We start from the raw sequence: 19,210 nt of genomic DNA, 5'->3' as shown, positions 1-19,210 counted from the left end.
CCGGAGCCACGCCTCCTCACGCCTCCGGCACCAGCGCCACGTCCGCCGGCGGCGCAGCGCTTCCTCCGCAAGCAGAACGGAAGTCGGCCGCCCGCCGCATCCCGCGTGTCCCGCCGATCATCGCGTCAGAAATCGAGATACGGGAGCCCGCCGCCCGCCACGAGCCGGTGGAGGAAGAGCCCCGTCCCGGCGGAGCCCGTCCCGTAATCGGTGGAGATGCGGCGCAGCTCCTCGCCGGGGAACGAGAGGCCGGCGGGCTTGCCCCGCGCGAACAGCATCACCCGGTCGACGAACCGGCGGGCCTCCTCGAGGTAACTCGCCTCCTCCGTGCGGCGGTACATGTCCACGAAGAAGTTCCCGAGCCCCGCCATGCCGGAGAAGTTCGTCGGGAAGACGGTGTAGTTGCCCTCGAGCTGCCGGGCGATCTTCCGGGCCGCCTCGAGGTAGCGCGCCTCCCCCAGCGCCGCGTGGAAGCGCAGCGCGACCGCGCCGACCCCCGCCCCGCCGATGCGCCAGTAGGGGTAGACGAGCCGGTCGCCGACGGAGCGCCTGATCTGCGCGTACCCCGGCCTCTCCTCCTCGAGGCTCGCGAGATCGAAATCGAGGAGCCCCTTCGCCACCTCGAGGTGCTCCTCCCGCCCCGTCACCCGGTGGAGCCGCAGCGCGAAGTAGCCGATGCCCGCGGCGCCGTGCGCGAGGCCGTGATAGACGGCATCCGTGTTCTTGTAAGAAGTTCCCCCCTTGCCCCTCTCCAGCAGCGGCTCGATGTGATCGAACGCGTCCACCGCGTTCCCGAGGTACCGCTCGTCCCCGAGCTGCGCGAAGAAGTAGAGGTTCGCGAGCCCCCAGCCGGCCGCCCCGTAGAACAGGTCGGCGTTCTCGAAGAGGATCGGCGACCGGGCCGCGGTCTCCATCAGCTCCTCGGCGGTCCTCCGCATCCCGAGCTCCAGGAGCGTCCACGCGATCCCGGCGCTGCCCACGTAGAGCCCGGGCGGATACCGATCGTTGCTGACGCTGGACGCCTCGCGCGCCAGCGCCTCGAGGAACACCTCGGGGACCTCTCCCCTCGTGCGCATCAAGAAGAGCGCGACGCCGGAGGCGCCATAGGCGACGCTCAGCGGGTTCGTCACGCAGCGCCGGTAGTCCGACGGCAGGTCCAGCGGGTCGTCGGCGCGCTGGATCTGGTCCACGATGTGGCTGCCGATGGCGCCGACGATCTTCCGGAGCTCGTCGTCCCCCCGGAGCGGCGGCACCGGCGCGGGCGCCGTGATGCTCCCGAGGCTGCGCTCCGCCTCCGCGAGCAGCGCGGGGATGCGCTCCGGCGCCTCGCCCACGCCGAGGGTGAGCCGCACGAACGCCTCGGGCACGCCCCTCTCCCGCGCGAAGTGCGCGAGCATCGGGGCCCGGCGCTCGGGCGCGATCGAGAAGAACGCCGTGACCGGGTACAGCAGCTCACCGAGCACCCGGCTGAGCGCCCTGTAATCGTCCGCGAAGGTCGGCGGCCGATCCATCCCCCTCGCCTCGCCGAAGCCGGGCGTGTAGATCGGGATGAACAGGCCCTCGGCGCCGCCCTCGGCGATGTACGCCGCCTCGAAATCGATGAGCTTGACCGTGCCCCGCTCCGGGTCGAACAGGATGTTCCGCGGCGAGACGTCCTGAATGACCACGCCGCGCTCGTGGATCGCCCGCACGCCCGCGATGATCTTCCTCGCCATCGAGAGGAGCTCCTCACAGTAAGCCCGCACCTGGTCGGCGGTCGGCGACGGCACGAGGACGATGTTGGCGCGCCAGCGGGCGAGATAGGACGAGAGGGGCACGCCCGGGACGAGCTCCATGGCGACGAAGCAGTGCTCCCACTCGTGGAAGAGCTCTATCGGCCTCGGGGCCACGCCCGTGCCCTCGAGGCGCCGGAGGACGCGGTATTCGTTCGTCAGACAATCGACGGCGTCGTGGGGGACCCTCCGCCCCCGGTTCACGAGCGGGCGGGCCTCCTTGACGACCACCTCCGTGTTCGTCTCGAGATCGAGGCACCGGTAGATGCCGCCCTTGCTGGAGGTGCCCAGCGCCTCGATCGCCTTGTACCTGCCCTTCAGGACGAGCTCGTCGTCCTCTTCCTCCGTGTCCGGGAACGGGTCGTCCACCCCCTCGGGCAAGGCGAAGTAGGGCAGCCGCTCGTCCGGGAGCAGCGCTCCGCCCTCGGTCCGCAGGAGGACGACCGGCTCACCGAACGAGCTCACCCGCTGCGCCTTCCTGAAGCCGCCGTAGCGGTAGAAGAGCACCTTACTGTCCTTGTACCGCTTGTCGGACAGGATGTAGGGGCCGCGGAAGCCCTTGGTCGCCTCGTGGAGGCGCGCCATGAGCCGCCTGAGCTGCTCGACGTCGGCGGGATAGACGGTGACGAACTTCCCGCACGCCCCGCGGCCCCAGAACGTCGAGTTGCCGAGGTCGAGGATCTGCTCGTCGACGAGGACCTTGAACGGCACGCCCTCCTCCACCACGATCGGTACGACCGCCGCCAGGAGGTCCCTCGCGCTGTCGTGCGCGGTCGACAGGTGGATCTTGAACCCGGCGTCCGGCACCCGGAGATCCGGCGGGTGGACCTCGCACCACGTCCCCTGGTCCCCGCCGACCGTCCAGCCCTCCGGCACGAGGCGCCTCACCTGCTCCCTGAACTCGCCCGTCTCGGACCGGTATCGCTCCAGGCTCTCGTAGCGCTCTGGATGAACGATGACGAAATCCACGATACGGTCCATTGCCCTTCTATCGATGCCTAGCATGCGCCCTCACTGGAACGGTTGCGGGGAGCCGATGTGACGCGCCCCAAAGTTTGCGCTGACCTCACCGCGAGAGGCGGCCACGGAGGCTCCCAGGAGCCGCGCCTCGCCCCGAGGAGCAGGATGCAGAAACGGCAAAGTCATCTCCCGGGCATGAAGCCCAGGAGATGACTTCGCATCGGATCGGCGGCCCGAGGGCGCCGATCCCTCCATCACGGCATCCCTCAGCAGACGAGGAGGCTGAGGATCGAGTTCGAGCACGTCGCGAGCAAGCTGAGGTTCGAGCCCTCGCCGCCGCCACCGCCGCCGTTCGTCGCGTTCATCGAGAGCTTCTGCAGAGACAGGATCTTCTTCATAAGTTGACCTCCTTTGGTCGGCGGAGAGCTCAGCAACCGTCGGACCACACACGCCGCGAACAGAGCAGTAACGCAGCCACACCGGATCGTTGCGTCGCGTCTGCAATTCACGTCGTGTCTGTCCATTCAGACGCAACACGACACTCGACTCGTCGCAACAGGCGACTCGGCGCGCTCACGAGGCGCCCGGCGAATGGGAAATAATGCCACAGCGTGCGGTGTGGCAGAAATGCCGTTCGTGGCAGGCTGACACAGGAGCACGTCAATGTGCTGGCCAGCACAGCGCGCATCCAGGGATCGATGGACATCCACGTCACGCTGTCGCGTCGTCGCGTCGGAGTCTCCGGGAGGGGGTCGAGTCGTGTCCGTGGGATGAGGCGCGCCGCGGTCGCGGAGTCTGCTAGGCTATCGCCGTTCAATGCAGAGCCTGGACAAGGGGCGACGCCCGGGCCCCGCGCACCTCCGCCGTCTCGTCCACCTCGCGCGCCCCGAGCTCGGGAGGCTCGCGCTGGGGACCCTGTTCCTGGGCGTCGGGAGCGCGGTGAGCCTGCTGTTCCCCCAGGCGATCCGGGTGTTCATCGACGGCGCGCTCGGGCCGGGCGGGCCCGCGGAGGTGGTCGACAGGACGGCCCTCTGGCTCGTCGGCCTCATCCTGGTTCAGGCCGTCGCCGTCGCGCTGCGGTATGTGCTCTTCGCCACCGCCGGCGAGCGCGTCGTGGCCCGGCTGCGGGCGGACCTCTTCGCGCACCTGCTCCAGCAGGAGACGGCGTTCTTCGACCGCCGCAGGACAGGCGAGTTGACGAGCCGCCTCGCGTCGGACACCACGGTGCTCCAGGGCGCCGTCAGCACCCATGTCTCGGCGGCGCTGCGGCTCGTCGCGTCGGTGGTCGGCGGGCTCGGGTTCCTCGTCTACACGTCGCCGCGGCTCACCCTGCTGATGCTGTCGGTGATCCCCCCGGTGCTCGCCTTCGCGACGATCCACGGCCGCAGGATCCGCAGGCTCTCCCGCGCGGTCCAGGACGCGCTCGCCCGCGCCAGCGAGGTCGCCGAGGAGGTGCTCTCGGGCATCCGCACGGTCCGGGCCTTCGCCGCCGAGGAGCAGGAGGGGGGGCGCTACGCGGGCCGGGTCGAGGCGTCGCTCGCGCTCGCCAGGGAGCGCATCCGCGCCACGGGCGGCTTCACGGCGGCGGTGACGCTCGCGGGCTACGGCGCCGCGGCGCTCGTGCTCTGGTACGGCGGCCGACTCGTGGTCGCCGGGAGCATCACCCTCGGCGCGCTCACCTCCTTCCTCGTCTACACGCTCCTCGTCGCGGTCTCGCTCGGCGGCCTGGGCGACCTCTGGGCCGAGCTCATGAAGGCCACGGGCGCCGCCGAGCGCGTCTTCGATCTGCTCGATCGCGCGCCCGCCATGCCGCTCTCGGGCGGCGTCGAGCCGCCCGCCGTGCAGGGGGCGCTCGAGCTCGAGCGGGTCACGTTCAGCTATCCGGCCCGCAGGGACGCGCAGGTCATCCGGGGCATCGATCTCTCCGTGCGGCCCGGGGAGGTCATCGCGCTGGTCGGGTCGTCCGGCGCCGGCAAATCGACGATCGCGTCGTTGCTGCTGAGGCTCTACGATCCCGACGAGGGGCGCATCCTCCTCGACGGCCGCGACCTCCGCGCGCTGTCGCCCACGTGGCTCCGGCGGCAGATCGGCATCGTCGCGCAGGAGCCGCTGCTGTTCGCGACGACCCTCGCGGACAACATCCGTTATGGCCGGGAGGGCGCCTCGGACGAGGAGGTCGAGGCCGCGGCGCGCGCGGCGAACGCGCACGACTTCATCCTGGGCTTCCCGGAGGGGTACCGGACGCTCGTCGGCGAGCGCGGGGTGCAGCTCTCCGGCGGGCAGAAGCAGCGCGTGGCCATCGCCCGCGCGGTGCTCAAGGACCCGCGCCTGCTCGTGCTCGACGAGGCGACGAGCGCGCTCGACGCCGAGAGCGAGCACCTCGTGAAGGGGGCGCTCGACCGGCTGATGAAGGGGCGCACGACGCTGATCATCGCGCATCGCCTCTCGACCGTGATGGGCGCCGACCGCGTCCTCGTGATGGACCACGGGAGGATCGTGCAGAGCGGCGCCCACGCGGCGCTCGCCGCAGAGGACGGGCTGTACCGGCGGCTCGTCGAGCGCCAGCTCGTCGGTGTCTGAGCCGAGGCCCCCCGCGGGTCCGGCGCGGCCGGCGGCGCGGAGGGGATCCGGCTCAGAACACGAGCACCTCGTCGCCCGACGAGAGCGTGCACGCGCCGTCCTGGGGGTCGCCGCCCGTGCGGAGGATCTCGGACGGCTCCGGCTCGCGGTAGGTGCCGGAGAGCTCGATGTCGACCATGCGCAGGATCGCGCTGTCGAGCCTGGTCACGAAGTAGCAGGGGATCGTCGGCTCCTTGTGCGAGCCGCCGACGCCGGAGTCGTCCGTCAAGAAGAGGTAGCGGCCGCCCGTCATCTGCGCGGCCGAGCGCATGGTGAGCTCGGTGAGCTCGTCCACGCCGCTCGACGCGACCGGATAGATGTGGACTCCGCGATCCTTGAGGGCCAGTATCCCGTCCGCCATGTCCGCCGCGTTGTTGTCGTGGTGGGGCGCGTCCGCGACCCAGAAGGCGAGGCGCGCGGTGTCGTCGTCCGTGCGCCAGGCGAGGTCCGCCGCCTTGAGGAGCGCCATGTCGGGCGCCTCCGGGAAGTCGCCGCCGCCGTTCGCCGTCTGCGCGGCGAGCTTCTGCTGGAACTCCTGCGGATCGTCGCGGAAGCCGAACCACCGCACGATGTAGTCGTCCTCGGTGTCCCGGTAAACGACGAGCGACCAGCGCTGCTCGGCGTTCGGGTACTTGGCGAAGATGGATTCGGAGAGCGCGATGAACTCCGTCTGGAGATACCTGATCTCGTCGCCCATGCTCCCGGTCGTGTCGATGATGAGCGAGACGTCGAGCGTCTTCCGCGGCCCGGGCGGCGCCGCGAAGAGGCTGTGCGCGGCCTGGTGATCTTGCGCGGTGAAGGGCAAGAGGCCCGGGAGCTGCTGCGCGTGCTGCGCGTCACGGTAGGAGAGGAAGAAGTCGAAGTTGCGGTTGTCGTCCCAGGCCCCCGCGGTGAGCGTGCCCGGCTCGACCGGCTCGACCGGCTCGATGATACCGCCGCCGCCGCCGCCTTCACCGACTCCGCCGCCGCCGACGCCTTCACCGCCGCCGCTGCCGCCCGTGCCCGCGGCGCCTCCGCTGCCGCCGATGCCCCCACCGCCGGCGCCCGTGCCGGTGCTGGCGCCCGTGCCGGTGCCGGTGCCGGCGCCCGCGCCGGTGCTGGAGCCGGCGGCAGCGCCGACGGAACCCGGCGGCTCGTCTCCGAAACTACCGTCGCTGGCGCCGACGCTCCCGCCGCCGTCCACGAAGCCGGCGCCGCTACCGGGGATCTCGCCGTCGCTGTTGTCATCCGGGGTCGAGCCGCCTGAGGTCGAGCCGCCTGAGGTCGAGTCGTCTGAAGTCGAGTCGATCGAGCACGCCCCCAGCGCGAGGAGGCTCCCCAGCGCGAGAGCAAAGTGGAAACGCATACCCATGGAGTTCTCCTGGCCGCGTGGGTTCTCACGTGCCTGGGTCGGACGCGGCCGTGCCGCCCCTGTGCATGGAACGTACCGGCCCCGGATCCCGTGGTTTTCGGTGCTCGCGAGGCAGCAGCCCGTGGAGCACGCTGTGCCATGATGAGCCAGATTGCGAACTCGGCCGCTCGCGACGCGTCGAATCCTCGGCGAAGCCGCTCGGCACGTGGTCCGGGTCGAGAGACAATGCGGCCGTATGCCGCCCCACGCCGGCCCCTCGTTCACGTTCACGAGCTTCCGCATCACGCATCGTTACCCGGGCCTGGGGCGTATCCTCGGGAGCCTCGCGCTGCTCTTGAGCGTGGGCTCCTTCGTCGTCGGCGTGCTCGCCGCCGTCCTCGCGCCCCCGTCCCTCCGCCCGACGGACTCCGACGTCCTGGCCTGGAGCGGATCCAGCTTCCTCGCCGGCATCCACCTCGCGCTGATGAGCGCTCTCGTCACCGCGGCTTACCGGAGCCAGCGCGGCGCGGTGCTCGTGGCCGCCGGCGCCGACGGCCTGAGCCTCACCCGCGGCGCCGCGACGCGCCGGATCCCGCGCGCCGCGATCCGCTCGGGCCTGGTCGTGCCCGAGCCGCGCTCCCGCGTCGCGCTGGAGCTCCGCGGCGGGCGGCAGCTCGAGGTGCAGGTCAAGAGCGAAGAGGAGGGCGCGCGGCTGCTTGCGGCCCTCGGGCTCGACCCGGAAGCGCGGCGCGTCGAGGTCTCGCTCGGCAGCGCCGGCCGCGAGCTCGCGGCCGGCTGCGTCGGCCTGCCGGTCGCCATGATCGTCTGGCTCCTGACGCTGTGGCTGTGCTCCGCGATCGGCCTCCTCCACGCGAACGGCGTCACGTGGCTGGTGAGCTGGCTGTCGCTCACCTTGCTGTCCGCCTGGCTCATTCGCCGCGCCGCTCGCCCCGTGCGGATCGTGGTGGGCAGCGACGGCGTGCTCGTCGAGCGCCCCTTCTCGCGCGACTGGCTCCCCTGCACCGACCTCACCGAAATCGAGGCGCGCGACGGCCACCTCCTCCTGCGCCGGGGTCACGGTCGTCCGGTCGAGCTCGCGGCGGGGCGCGACCTGGCCGATGCGCTCGCCCAGCGCATCCGCGAGGCGCGCGAGCGCGGCACGGGGGGCGCCGCCCCGCGCGGCGCCGAGGCGCTGGAGCGGCGCGGCCGCGACCTCGCGACCTGGCGCGAGGATCTCCGCAAGCTGCTCCTCGCCGGCGACTACCGCACGACGGGCCTGACCCTGGAGGACGTGCGCCACATCCTGGGCGACCCCAGCGCCCCGCCGGATCGCCGGCTCAGCGCCGCCCTGCTCTTGCGGATCGCCGATCACCCCGAGGCGCAGGGCCTCATCCGCATCGCCGCCGAGACCACGGCCGATGACGGGCTCCGCGCGGCGCTCGAGCGCGCCGCCGAGGACGAGATCGACGAGGCGGCGCTCACGCGGGCCGCGCGTTGGCCTTCTCGGTCGCCATCGGCGCGCACCTCGTAGCATGATCGGCCCGATGAAGACGAACGCGGCGCGCATCCTCGACGGCCTCGGCATCCGCTACGAGCTGCGCACCTACGAGGTGGATCCGGACGATCTGAGCGCGGCCACGGTGGCCAGGAAGATCGGCATGCCGCCGGAGCAGGTGTGGAAGACGCTGGTGGCGCGGGGCGACCGCCACGGCGTCTGCCTCGCGGTGGTGCCGGGCAACGCCCAGCTCGACCTGAAGGCGATGGCGCGGCTCACCGGCGATCGGAAGGTCGACACCGTGCCGCTCAAGGAGGTCCAGCCGCTGACGGGTTACGTCCGAGGCGGGGTCACCGCGCTCGGCGCGAAGAGGGCCTATCCCGTCTACGCCGACGAGACCGTCGCGCTCTTCGATGTCATCTCCATCTCGGCCGGCGTGCGGGGCACGCAGATCCTCGTGTCCCCGGACGACTACCTGCGCGCGACCCGGGCGAAGGTCGGGCCGATCGCCCTGCCGGGCGGGGCGGATTGACGGCGCGGCCCCCCCCGGGCTCGCGGTATACTGGTGAGCGCTCGGCCGCTCTCCGGCCGTGGCGCCGGGAGATGAGCCGAGCGACCTGCGATCCGAGGGAGCTGAGCACCGCCGAGCTGCACCGGCGCTGCCAGCGCTCTCGCCCGTGGGAGCTCGGGCTCGGGGCGATCCAGGTCGCCGCGTCGACCGCCGCGGGCGGCGCCGTGCTGGTCGCGGCCGGCGTCTGCATTCCGGGGCTGGTCCAGTGCATCAGCGTGGGCCCGGCGTTCGCGGCGGGGCTCGCCGTGTGGGGGGCGCTCGAGGCGGGCAGGGCGTGGCTGCCCGGCGCGGCGTACCGCGAGGAGCTCGCGTTCCGCGACTGGCGCGCGGGGCGCTCGCCGTGGGCAGGGCGGCGGACGCTGCGGCGCTGGGCCGAGCGCGCGCTCTCGCGCACGCCGGCGCCGGACTGGCTGCTGGTCCTCGATGGCGTCGCGCTGGCGCCGGAGCCGGCATGGCGAGACTGGCGCTGGGTGAAGGTCGAGCTGACGCTGCCGGTCTCCTCCGCCGATCCGTTCCGCGCGCGGGCGGAGGGGACCGCGCTCCTTCGCTCGAGCAGGGACCGCGGGCGGGAGGCGCGCGCCCGGGCGCTCACGGCGGAGGAGATCGAGGAGCTGCTCGGGGCGCTCGCCGAGCTCCCGGACGGGCTGTCGCCGGGGCCCCCTGCCCCGCCGCCGATGGGCGCGGAGGTGAGCGGCCGCTGCGAGCTGCTGATCGCGAGGCGGGCGCCGTTCGCGGCGGTCCAGCGGAGCCTGGTGATCCCGGCGCGCGAGGCGGGTCTGCCTGGCACGCCGGAGGCGGCCCTGCTCCGCGGCCTGGCCGAGATGGCGTGGCCCAGGGACGAGGCCGAGGACGACCGTGCCTGGCGCGCGGGGTGAGCGAGCGCGAGGGGCCCTGTCCTTGCGCCGGCAGGCCGCGGCGCGCGGGGTTCACCGCGGCCGCGGCGCGCGCGCCACGCGGCCGCCCACGACCACCATGTCGACCGGCGTGTCGACCAGCGAGCGATCGGGCGCGAGATCGCGGCCGAGGACCGTCAAATCGGCCACGTAGCCGGGCGCGATCCGGCCCCGCTGCCCCTCGGCCCAGGCCGCGTGCGCGGGCGCCGCGGTGAAGGCCAGGAGCGCCTCGTCGAGGTCGAGCCGCTCCGCGGACATCCACCCGCCCGGCGGCCGACCCGAGAGATCCTGCCGGGTCACGGCCGCGTACAGGCCGAGCAGCGGCGAGACCTCCTCCACGGGGAAATCCGAGCCGAACACGAGCCGCGCGCCCGACGCGCGCAGCGATCGCCACGCGTACGCGCCCTCCAGCCGATCGGCGCCGAGCCGCGCGGGCGCCCACGGCATGTCGCTCGTCGCGTGCGTCGGCTGCATCGAGGCGATCACGCCGAGCGCCGCGAAGCGCGGCAGATCCTCGGGCGCGACGATCTGCGCGTGCTCCACCCGGAACCGCAGCGCCGCCGCCCGCCCCGGGCCGAGCGCCTCGAACGCGTCGAGCACCGCGCGGTTCGCCCGATCGCCGATCGCGTGCACCGCGAGCTGGAACCCCGCGTCCGCGACGAGCCGCGCCGCGCGCGCGAGCGCCTCGCGATCCATCAGCATGAGCCCGCTCGTCGACGGCTCGTCCTCGTAGGGCGCGAGGAGCGCCGCGCCGCGCGAGCCGAGCGCGCCGTCGGCGAAGAGCTTGACCCCGCGCAGCACGAACATCGCCGTGCCCGTCGGGTCCACGTCGGGCGCGCGCCCCCTCAGCCCCTCGAGGCTCCCCTCGCCCGCGAGGTACGCGTGGACGCGGATCGGCAGCCGCCCGGAGGCGGCGAGCGCGCGGTAGACCTCCACGGTCGCGTCGTCGACGCCCATCTCGTGCACGGCCGTGAGCCCGGACGACAGCGCCCGCTCGGCCGCGCGCAGGATGCGCCGCTCGCGCACGGCGGGCGGGTCGGCCGGGATCTTCGCCTCGACGAGGCCCATCGCGCTGTCGATGAAGACGCCCGTCGGCTCGCCCGCCGCGTCGCGCAGGACGCGCCCGCCCGGCGGGTCCTGCGTGCCCTTGCCGACCCCGGCCGCGCGCATCGCCGCCGCGTTCGCCCAGAGCGCGTGCCCGTCGACGCGCCGCAACGCGACCGGGTGCTCGGGCGCCGCCGCGTCGAGCGGGGCGCGCGTGGGGAACGCGGCGCCCGGCCAGAGGTTCTGGTCCCAGCCGCGCCCGGTGATCCACTCGCCCTTCGGGCGAGCCTTCGCCGCCTCGGCCACGATCGCCGCCGCCTCCCCGGCGCTCCTCGCGCCGCGCACGCTCAGCGTCTCGAGCGCGACCCCGAGCCCGTAGAGATGGACATGCCCGTCGACGAGCCCGGGCACGACCGCGCGCCCCGGCAGATCCACGACGCGCGTCCCTGGCCCGATGAAGGCGTGCGCGTCGGCCGCGCTGCCCACGAAGGCGATCCGCTCGCCGCGCACGGCGACCGCCTCGGCGCGCGGATTGCCGGGATCCATCGTCCGGACGACGCCGGCCGTGATCACGAGATCCGCCGGCGCCCGGGGCGGCGTCGTCGCGGCGGGCGGGCCCGGGGAGGCACAGCCGGGGGCGAGGCTGCCGAAGAGGCTCAGGAGCGTCGCTCGGAGCACGTTCGACATGAGCGCCACCCTAGCACCCGCGCAGCGCGCGCCAGGTGCCTCGGCGGCGTATCAGGCGCGGCGGCGTATCGCGCAGACCCGGCGGGGTGCCCCGCGGCGCCCGCCGGTCCGCCTGTCGTCATCATCTCGGGGGCGGCACGAACTCTTCACACGCCGCCTCGATCGTCGAGAGGGCGTTCGTGAGGCCGTCCTCGAGGCGCCCGGCGCACAGATCCCAGAAGAAGCCGCGGCCGTCTTCAGCGAACGTGCTCACGAGCCGCTGCATGTTCTGGGCCTCGTCCGCGCTCCCATAGACCCCGTCGCACTCGGTCTGTCCGCCGATGCCGAGGAACACGACGTTCTTGGCTTCGCCCTTCGTGGCGACGAGCCGATCGTGAATCTCTTGCGGCGACTGGCGGGGGACGGGCTGCTCGTCCTCGTCGGTGATCGCCACCACCACGAGCAGCGCATCGTCGCGGAGGAACCCCGCGTTCGCCTCCTCCGAGAACGGTGCCTCCAGCGCGGCGGCGACGGCGGACGCGGGCTGCTCGTCGTCGCTGTTGCCGCTGCACTCCATGTCGTCCGAGTAGAGATCGGCGACGCACTGGAACTCGCTCGTGAGCGCGGTGCTCGAGCTATCCATCCACACCTCTCCGCTCTGGAACGTGCACTCGCCCGCGTTGCCGCGCGTGTGGAAGTTCGCGGGGCTGGGGCAGGCGTCCAGCACGGCCGCGCGGAAGTCCTTGATGCTCTTGATATTGAGCAGCGCCTGCGCGAAGGCCGGAAACACGACGTCGCGCATCGACTCCTTTTCCTCGTTCATGCTCGAGGAGTTGTCGAGCGCGAACACGACATCGACGTGCTCGCACCCCGCGCTGCCCGCGCCCTGGCCGCCTGTCCCACCGAGCGCCCCGCTGGACCCGGGGTCGAGGAGGCCACCTCCCTCCCCTGACCCTCCGCTGCTCGAGCCCGTCCCCGAGCTCGAGCCCGTCCCCGAGCTCGAACCCGTCCCCGAGCTCGAGCCCGTCCCCGAGGCGCCCGACGAGCCGCTGCCCTGGTTTTCGCCCGAGCTCCCGCCGCACCCCACGACACCCATCATCCCTGCGCAGAGCGCCGCGCACCATGCCCTGAGCTCCATGCCGCACTCCTTGTCTTTCGAAGCAAACTTATTCGAGGCAACGTGCCCCGGTCATCGTAGCACGGTTCCATGGGACGCGGATCGACGGAGTGCGGATGGAACCGTGCGCGGCGCGCTGGCTTCAGGGGATCGGCCAGGGGCAGCGCCTGCGATCGTCGCGTTCCCTACCTGGCATTGGCTCGAACGAAGAGGGGCCCTCTTCGGGCCCTCTTCACCCGCTGTGCCGCGCCGACGCGTCCTACTGGCGAGCGACGCGCTTGAGCGGGTACGGCGCAGCCTCCCTCTCGGTCATCGTGAAGTACCCGGAGCCGTCCGCCTCGTACTCGATGGACTCGCCCTGCCCCTCGACCGTGTCCGTGAGCGCGACGGGCGACGCCGCGAAGGCCGCCTCGAAGCCTGCTCCGACCGGCGCACGGTACTCGTAGACGGCCCGGTAGGTGCGCAGCAGGAACCGATCAGCGCACGGGTGAATCGTGCCGGCGGTGACAGAACGGAAGTTTCCGTCCGGACCCAGGGGCATCTGGAGGTCCGCCACGTGAATGAGCGTCGACATGGTGTCAGGCGCCGGGAGCGGGCTCGGGAACTTGTACACCTTGCTGAGCCCCGCGGTCCCGTCCTTCGTCACGACGTAAATATCCCCCGTCGTCGGATGCACCATGAGCGCCTCGGCGTTCTGCGGCGTGTCCGGATACTTGAACGGGAACCGCTCGCCAGCCACCGTGCCGCTCGTCTCCCCCGCGGCGAGATTCGGCTCCTTCATGCGGTAAACGGCGAAGGTCGTCGGGGCGGGCGGCGGGTGTCCGCTGACGCGGCCGATGTCTCCCATGAAGATGCAGCTCCCCGCGGGGCACGGACCGGTCGCGACGTCCTCCCAGTCCCAGGGGAACACGCCGGCAACGTAGCTTCCGACGACCGCCGCGCTGGTCCTGTCGATGGCGACGAAATTCGCGTTGTTCTCGCTGTGGGCATACAGGATGCCCGGGTTGACGCGGCTCGCGGCGAGCCCGGAGATCTCCACGATATCGGTCGAGGTCAGACTCCCTACCGTGGTGTAGGTGCTTGCGTACGTGTCGCCCACGGTGCAGCTCGGCGCGCCGGCGGGCCGCAGCGTGACGACCTGCGCGGTGTTCGTGTTGGGGAAGGGAGAGGAGCCGCTCCACGCCGGCTGCAACCCCGCGGCGCCGAGCTGCGCGTACGCGGCGTCGAACAGGAGGCCCTTCGACGACGAGACCAGGCACGTGTCGAAGGGCTCGGTGAAGCCCGAGGGCGGCGCGATCGGGCTCGCCGGGCAGGCCGAGCCGGTCCAGACCTGCGTGCCGAACCAGACCGCGACGCCGCCCGGCGCCGCGGTGGTGACCGCGGGCGCGGCCAGGGTCGCGGAGTTCCCGTTCTTCTGGCCGCTCACCGCGTCGATCGGGTTCGCGGGGTCGGCGCCGCTGAACGCCACGATGCTCCCCGCCAGGTAGGCCGGCACGTCGAAGCCGAAGGCGTAGCTCGCGGGCTCCGCGCTGGTCGCCACCTTCCAGAGGACCCACGACTTGACGGCGAACGCGCTCTGATCCGAGCGGAGCAGCGCCCACCCCGCCGGCGGGGTGATCACCGCGGCCACCTGGTCCCGATTGGCGATGCGCGCGAGCAGGACATCACCTTGCACGACGCCCGCCGGCCTCGCGACGGTCAACGAGGTCAGGTTCTTTCCGGTCGCCGTCGAGCTGGCGCGGAAGGCGATCGTCGACAGGGGTTGAGCGACCTCGCCGGCCTCGTCGGCGCCGTCGCTTTCGAGATCCGTGCCCTGGTGATCGAGGGAGACGCAGCCAGCCCATCCAAGCAGCGCGACCGAGCCCACGAGGCAGGCCCTGGCGCCGAAGATCGTCGAGTTCAACGATATTTTCCTTTCAGGTAAGCAACGTATTCAGGAGGGCAAACCAAACCACAAAATCCACATGCTGCAACCCCGGCGGCGACGATCGCAGATCCTCCGAGGGGAGCGAGCCCAGGAGAGCATCACCCAGTCTGGATTCGTGTGATCACACTGGCGCTCGCATCCGCGCGGCCCGGCGAGCCCGGAGCGGTGAGCCCCGGAAGGGCGCGTCTCTCGGGGCCACCCCGCGAAGCGCCCTGCCACGCATGACAGCGAGGCGTGGCTCACACCCTCACCCACGGAGGGCGCTGCGCGCCGGGTGCTCACCACACAGGAGCACCGGCGCTCTCGGGGATGGAGGCGGCTACGCCGCGGCGGCGCGGGGCGCTCCGCGCATCAGGCGCGAGCCGCCGAGCACGAGCAGCGCCCCGAACGCGAGGAACGCGAGGTCCCACGCAAGCTGACCCGGGCCCGGACGGACGTGGTGAAGCTGGAGGAGATGGTGGTCGATCACCCCCTCGACGAGGTTGAACACCCCCCAGCCCACGGCGGCGGCGCCCGGCAAGATGCGTCCGGGCAGGGGGTCCACGCCGGCGCGCAGCGCACGCCAGAGCTTGCCGACCCCTGCCACGGTGAGGCCGAACGCGACGACGTTGAACAGGCCGTCCGCGAAGATGTTCCTTCTCACGTCCTCGGCCGTCGCGCCCGGATGGCAGCTGAAGCAGATCATATGGTGCCACTGGAGTAGCTGATGAAAAAGGATGCCGTCGATCAGTCCGCCAACGCCCATGCCGAAGAGCACGCCCGCCGCCTTCACGGCGCGTGACCTCCTCGTGATGGTATCCATATCGAGCGAGCCGGCTGTACTCATGATTTCCTCCGGCGCGCAGCGATGCGAGAGCCAAACCACCGGCCTCAGGCGGAGAGGACGGAGCGCGGCGCCGGGCGCCACGGCGACTCCATCTCGGCTCCGCCGGCGGGCCAACCCCGAGCTGGCACGGAGTTGGCACATGCTTGCGCAGACACTGCCCAGACACGTTTCGCTGAAATCGTTGAAAGGTGCCAGATGGACAATCGAGTGAACCCGGAACGCACCGCAGCCACGCCGGAGCCGGAGCGCCAGGGTCCCAGGCCGGTCCCGTACAACTACCATGACGGCCGCGAGGATTACCTTCATGTCGGCCGCCAGGGGGAGACGGGAGCGGGAGCCGATCTGCCCGAGACGACGGCCTCGCCTTCGGAGGTGACGGCCTCACCTCCCGGGGCGAGGTCCTCTCCCGCCGAGACGGCGACCATGCCGCCCGAGGCGGCGGGCCTGCCGCGCGAGGCGATCCTGCCGCCCGACGCGGCCATGCCGCCCGAGGCGGTCTTGCCACCGGAGGCAGCGACGCGGTCTTCCGGGGTGACCCCCTCGGCCACGGAGGCCACGACCCCGCCGCCGGAAGCGACGGCCCTGCCGCCCGAGGCGACGGCCCTGCCGCCCGAGGCGACGCCCCTGCCGCCCGAGGCCACGGCCGGCGCAGCGGCGCGGCGTCCTCAGGAGGAGCCCGGGATGGGCGAGATCGTCACGCGCGGGCTGCGGACCGGTGCCGCGCTGACGGCAGCGACCCTGTGCACGATGATGGCAGCGTCGACCCTCGAGCGCGGGTCCCCCTGGGCGGCCATGAACGCCATGGCGACGGCGGTCGGCCTCGGGAGGCGCCGCGTGAGCGACCGCTTCGATCCGGTCGCCACGCCCGCCGGGATCGCGGCGCTCACCGGGGGCATGCTCCTGTGGGGCATCGGCTACGAGAAGGCGCTCCGCGCGACAGGGCGGCGCAGCGGCGCCCTCACCGGCTCCATGTCCGCGGTCGCTGGCTTCCTGGTCGACGATCTGATCTTGCCCGACCGGCTCATGAAGAGCTTCCGCCGCACGATGGGCGTGCTCGGCACGGTCGGCAAGTACGTCGCCCTGGGCGCCGCGAGCGCCGCGTCCCGGCGCTGAAGCGGAAGCCCGGGGCGGCCGCGCTCGGCCCGGTCATCCGGGCGGCCGCGCTCGGCTCGGTTACCCGGGCGGCCGCGCTCGGCTCGGCCCAGGCGCCCTCGGCTCCTCGTGCTGCGGCAGCGCGCCCACCGGCTTGGCCTCGTCCTGCGCGCTCTCGCCCTCGCCCGCCTTCGGCTCCTCCTCCGGCGACGTCGCCGCCCCGGCGGCCGCGACGCCCGGATCCCGCGGCTCCAGGGAGCCGGCAGGACCGCCGCGCCCGGACTCCTCGTAGGGCCCGCCGCCGAGCGTGCCCGGCGCCCGGAGCTCGGCGTCCTTGGGGTGCGGGCCGTCGAGCCGGAAGATCCCCTTCGATTGATCGACCTCGTCCACCCGCCCCTTCCCTTGCGTCACCGGATCCGGTCGCTTCTCGTCATCGCGCCCCATGGTCCCCTCCCTCGCCGTGGTGGTGCGCCGTGCGCTCCCCGCGCACAGGCGTCAGGCGTGCATCGAACGACCGCGTGGTGCATGCGAGGTGCCGGCGTCCGCCGGGCTCGATCGCCCCATCGACCGGCCCGGCGCGAGCGCTCGCGGCCAGGCCGCGCGCCGGGTAGAACTCGGTCCATGGCGGACGGGCCGCACGAGCTCACCACGAACCTCATGGCGCGCGCGCCCAGGGTCGTCCTCGACGCGCTGGATCTCCACGTCGTCTCCGGCCCGGATCGGGGCGCGCACCGCCGCATCGGCACGGGGAAGATCCGGATCGGGACGGCGCCCGGGTGCGACGTGAAGCTCAGCGACCCCACCGTTTCCCGGCTCCACTGCGAGCTCGAGGTGCACCGCGACGGCGTCCGCGTCACGGACCTCGAGAGCACCAACGGCACGCTGGTCGACGGCGTCCGGGTGCACGACGCCGAGCTCAACGCGGGCGGCACCGTGACCGTCGGCGAGACGGTGCTCCGGCTCGAGCTCGCCGGCGAGCCGGCGTACGTCGAGCTCTCGCGCGCCGACCGCTTCGGGCGCTTCCTCGGCGCGAGCGCGGAGATCCGGCGCATCTACGCGATCCTCGAGCGCGTGGCGCCGACCGACGCGACGGTCCTCATCCAGGGCGAGACCGGGACCGGCAAGGAGGCGCTGGCGCACGCCATCCACCAGGCGTCCGAGCGCGAGGGCGGCCCCTTCATCGCCGTCGACTGCGGCGCCATCGCCGAGAACCTGATCGAGAGCGAGCTCTTCGGCCACGTCCGCGGGGCGTTCAGCGGCGCGGTGCAGGACCGGATCGGCCTCTTCGAGCAAGCGAACGGCGGCACGCTGTTCCTCGACGAGATCGGGGAGCTGCCGCTCTCGCTCCAGCCCAAGCTCCTCCGCGCCCTGGAGATGCGCGAGGTCCGCCGCGTCGGCTCGAGCGTGAGCCGGCGCGTCGACGTGCGCGTGCTCGCCGCCACGAACCGCCACCTCGGCCGCGGGGTCAACGAGGGCACCTTCCGCGAGGACCTGTACTACCGGCTGGCGGTGCTCGAGATCATGATCCCGCCGCTCAGGGCGCGGCGCGACGACATCGCGCTGCTCGCGGAGCACTTCTACCGGAGCTTCTCCGGGCGGTCGGATCCGCTGCCCGAGGAGCTCTGCGCCACGCTGCGCGCGCGCGCCTGGCCCGGCAACGTGCGCGAGCTCCGCAACTTCATCGAGCGGAGCGTCGCGCTCGGCTGGTGCGTCCGGCGCGAGGCGCGGCCGGAGGCCGCCCCGCCGAGCACGCCGGCGGGGCTCGAGGCGCTCGTGCCGGCGGATCTGCCCCTCAAGGAGGCGCGCGAGCTCTGGACGAACCGGTTCGAGAGCCTCTACGTGAGCGCGCTGCTCCGGCGGACGCAGGGCAACGTGACGCGGGCCGCGGCGCTCGCGGGCGTGACCCGGCGCTCGCTCCAGCGGCTCATCGCCCAGCACGGGCTGCGCTCCGGCGAGGCCGGCGAGGCCGGCGAGGCCGACGACGAGCGCGACGCTTGAGCGGCGCCGCGGCGTCCGTTTCACGGGCTGAGCACGGGGGTGCACCAGCTCCGATCGTCCCGCGACGGCTTGCGCTCGTCATGGAGCGGATCGTCGTAGCGACAGAAGCGCTGCTTGCCGTCTCCCGCGTGGTCCTTGTAGTGCAGGAACGACTGGAAGCGCTCGCGCTCCCCCCCGGGCTCGATCTCGGCGGCCACGTCGAGCGCGACGTTCCAGAGGATGCGGCGGCCCGGGGACGGGGGCTCTCCGCCGAGCGAGGCCCAGGGGATCGCGATCTCGACCTCGTAGCCGGCGTGGTCGCGCCGGGCCCTCGACGACACGCCGGCGATCTTGCCCGAATGGGACCGCCCCTCGCCGCCAGGCACGAGCGGGGGCGCGAAGGTCAGGTACGTCGCGTGGTCCTCCTCGAGCACGCCCGTCGGCGCCTCCGCGTTGCCGACGAAGATCTCGACCGCGTCCCCGTCGTACAGCGCTTCGCCCTCGCCCAGCACGATCTCGGTGGCCTTGTCGACGCGCACGTGGACGTGGAGCGCCTCGTCGGACCAGGCAGCGCGGAGGACGACGTGCGGCGCCGCTTCGACGAGCCAGCTCGGCGGCGGGCAGCTCGGCTCCCCGTCCGGCTTGCTCCTGTACACGCCCTTGAGCGGGTCGAACGGGTCCGACTCGACCGCGCAGAGCTCGGCGCGATCGCCGTCGATCACGTGCCTGAAGCCGTCCGGGGCGCGCGGGATCACCTCGCACGTGTCGACGTAGGCCTCTCGATCGCACGACGCGCCGCCGGTGAGCCCGTCGAACGAGGAGACCAGGGAGCAGCCGACCGCGGAGGTCGCGGCGAGGCCGATGGCGAGGGCTGTCAGCGCGCGCCCCGCGCGTCCGCTCGGGCGCCCAGGCGTCGGCATC

15 protein-coding genes are annotated in these 19,210 nt (G+C 72.7%); 6 read left to right on the top strand and 9 right to left on the bottom strand.

The genetic code is table 11. The annotated features are described in order from the left end of the window. Positions 1-125: 125 nt before the first annotated feature. A complete protein-coding gene (gene lanKC / locus WMF31_RS15310; protein WP_436602658.1) occupies positions 126-2,753 on the bottom strand; it encodes a class III lanthionine synthetase LanKC in 2,628 nt (875 codons plus the stop codon). A 245-nt stretch (positions 2,754-2,998) separates the two neighbouring features. Continuing rightward, positions 2,999-3,130: a SapB/AmfS family lanthipeptide gene (locus WMF31_RS15305; RefSeq protein ID WP_129349283.1), complete on the bottom strand. Its 132-nt coding sequence runs from the start codon at positions 3,128-3,130 to the stop codon at positions 2,999-3,001. A 418-nt stretch (positions 3,131-3,548) separates the two neighbouring features. On the opposite strand from WMF31_RS15305, the gene WMF31_RS15300 reads away from it, so the two are divergent. Then, entirely contained in the window at positions 3,549-5,312 is a 1,764-nt protein-coding gene (locus WMF31_RS15300) for an ABC transporter ATP-binding protein (RefSeq protein WP_436602657.1), read from the top strand. Between the two features lie 52 nt (positions 5,313-5,364). On the opposite strand, the gene WMF31_RS15295 is transcribed toward WMF31_RS15300, so the two are convergent. Next, the gene (locus tag WMF31_RS15295) at positions 5,365-6,702 is read right to left on the bottom strand and encodes a vWA domain-containing protein (protein WP_436602656.1); all 1,338 of its coding nucleotides are present in this window, start codon (positions 6,700-6,702) and stop codon (positions 5,365-5,367) included. Positions 6,703-6,937: 235 nt separating this feature from the next. Between WMF31_RS15295 and WMF31_RS15290 the strand changes: the two genes are divergently transcribed. From WMF31_RS15290 to WMF31_RS15280, 3 genes are all read left to right on the top strand, one after another. Further along, the gene (locus tag WMF31_RS15290; RefSeq protein ID WP_436602655.1) at positions 6,938-8,212 is read left to right on the top strand and encodes a hypothetical protein; all 1,275 of its coding nucleotides are present in this window, start codon (positions 6,938-6,940) and stop codon (positions 8,210-8,212) included. A gap of 13 nt (positions 8,213-8,225) precedes the next feature. Further along, entirely contained in the window at positions 8,226-8,708 is a 483-nt protein-coding gene (gene ybaK / locus WMF31_RS15285) for a Cys-tRNA(Pro) deacylase (protein WP_129349291.1), read from the top strand. 71 nt (positions 8,709-8,779) lie between these two features. After that, positions 8,780-9,622, top strand: a complete 843-nt coding sequence (locus WMF31_RS15280; protein WP_436602654.1) for a hypothetical protein — start codon at positions 8,780-8,782, stop codon at positions 9,620-9,622. A gap of 51 nt (positions 9,623-9,673) precedes the next feature. On the opposite strand, the gene WMF31_RS15275 is transcribed toward WMF31_RS15280, so the two are convergent. The 4 genes from WMF31_RS15275 to WMF31_RS15260 form a co-directional block, all read right to left on the bottom strand. Next, positions 9,674-11,371, bottom strand: coding sequence for an amidohydrolase (locus WMF31_RS15275; protein ID WP_436602653.1), 1,698 nt, complete (start codon positions 11,369-11,371; stop codon positions 9,674-9,676). 121 nt (positions 11,372-11,492) lie between these two features. Further along, complete coding sequence (locus WMF31_RS15270; protein ID WP_436602652.1) at positions 11,493-12,488, bottom strand: hypothetical protein; 996 nt, start codon at positions 12,486-12,488, stop codon at positions 11,493-11,495. Positions 12,489-12,726: 238 nt separating this feature from the next. Next, positions 12,727-14,370, bottom strand: coding sequence for a cell wall anchor protein (locus WMF31_RS15265; protein WP_436602651.1), 1,644 nt, complete (start codon positions 14,368-14,370; stop codon positions 12,727-12,729). Between the two features lie 343 nt (positions 14,371-14,713). Then, a complete protein-coding gene (locus tag WMF31_RS15260; RefSeq protein ID WP_436602650.1) occupies positions 14,714-15,301 on the bottom strand; it encodes a DUF2243 domain-containing protein in 588 nt (195 codons plus the stop codon). A gap of 114 nt (positions 15,302-15,415) precedes the next feature. Here WMF31_RS15260 and WMF31_RS15255 point away from each other — a divergent pair, with 114 nt between their 5' ends. After that, positions 15,416-16,333: a hypothetical protein gene (locus tag WMF31_RS15255; RefSeq protein WP_436602649.1), complete on the top strand. Its 918-nt coding sequence runs from the start codon at positions 15,416-15,418 to the stop codon at positions 16,331-16,333. Between the two features lie 60 nt (positions 16,334-16,393). Here the strand turns inward: WMF31_RS15255 and WMF31_RS15250 are convergent, their stop codons facing one another. Then, positions 16,394-16,756: a hypothetical protein gene (locus WMF31_RS15250; RefSeq protein ID WP_436602648.1), complete on the bottom strand. Its 363-nt coding sequence runs from the start codon at positions 16,754-16,756 to the stop codon at positions 16,394-16,396. 177 nt (positions 16,757-16,933) lie between these two features. Here WMF31_RS15250 and WMF31_RS15245 point away from each other — a divergent pair, with 177 nt between their 5' ends. After that, complete coding sequence (locus tag WMF31_RS15245) at positions 16,934-18,310, top strand: sigma 54-interacting transcriptional regulator (RefSeq protein WP_436602647.1); 1,377 nt, start codon at positions 16,934-16,936, stop codon at positions 18,308-18,310. A gap of 20 nt (positions 18,311-18,330) precedes the next feature. Here the strand turns inward: WMF31_RS15245 and WMF31_RS15240 are convergent, their stop codons facing one another. Beyond that, positions 18,331-19,209, bottom strand: a complete 879-nt coding sequence (locus WMF31_RS15240) for a sugar-binding protein (protein WP_436602646.1) — start codon at positions 19,207-19,209, stop codon at positions 18,331-18,333. Position 19,210 lies beyond the last annotated feature (1 nt).

Origin of the sequence: Sorangium sp. So ce1036, assembly GCF_051369805.1 — a bacterium.
Classification (GTDB): domain Bacteria; phylum Myxococcota_A; class Polyangia; order Polyangiales; family Polyangiaceae; genus Sorangium; species Sorangium cellulosum_F.
Note: the sequence above shows the minus strand (reverse complement) of the source record. Positions and strands in the feature narration are given on the sequence as shown.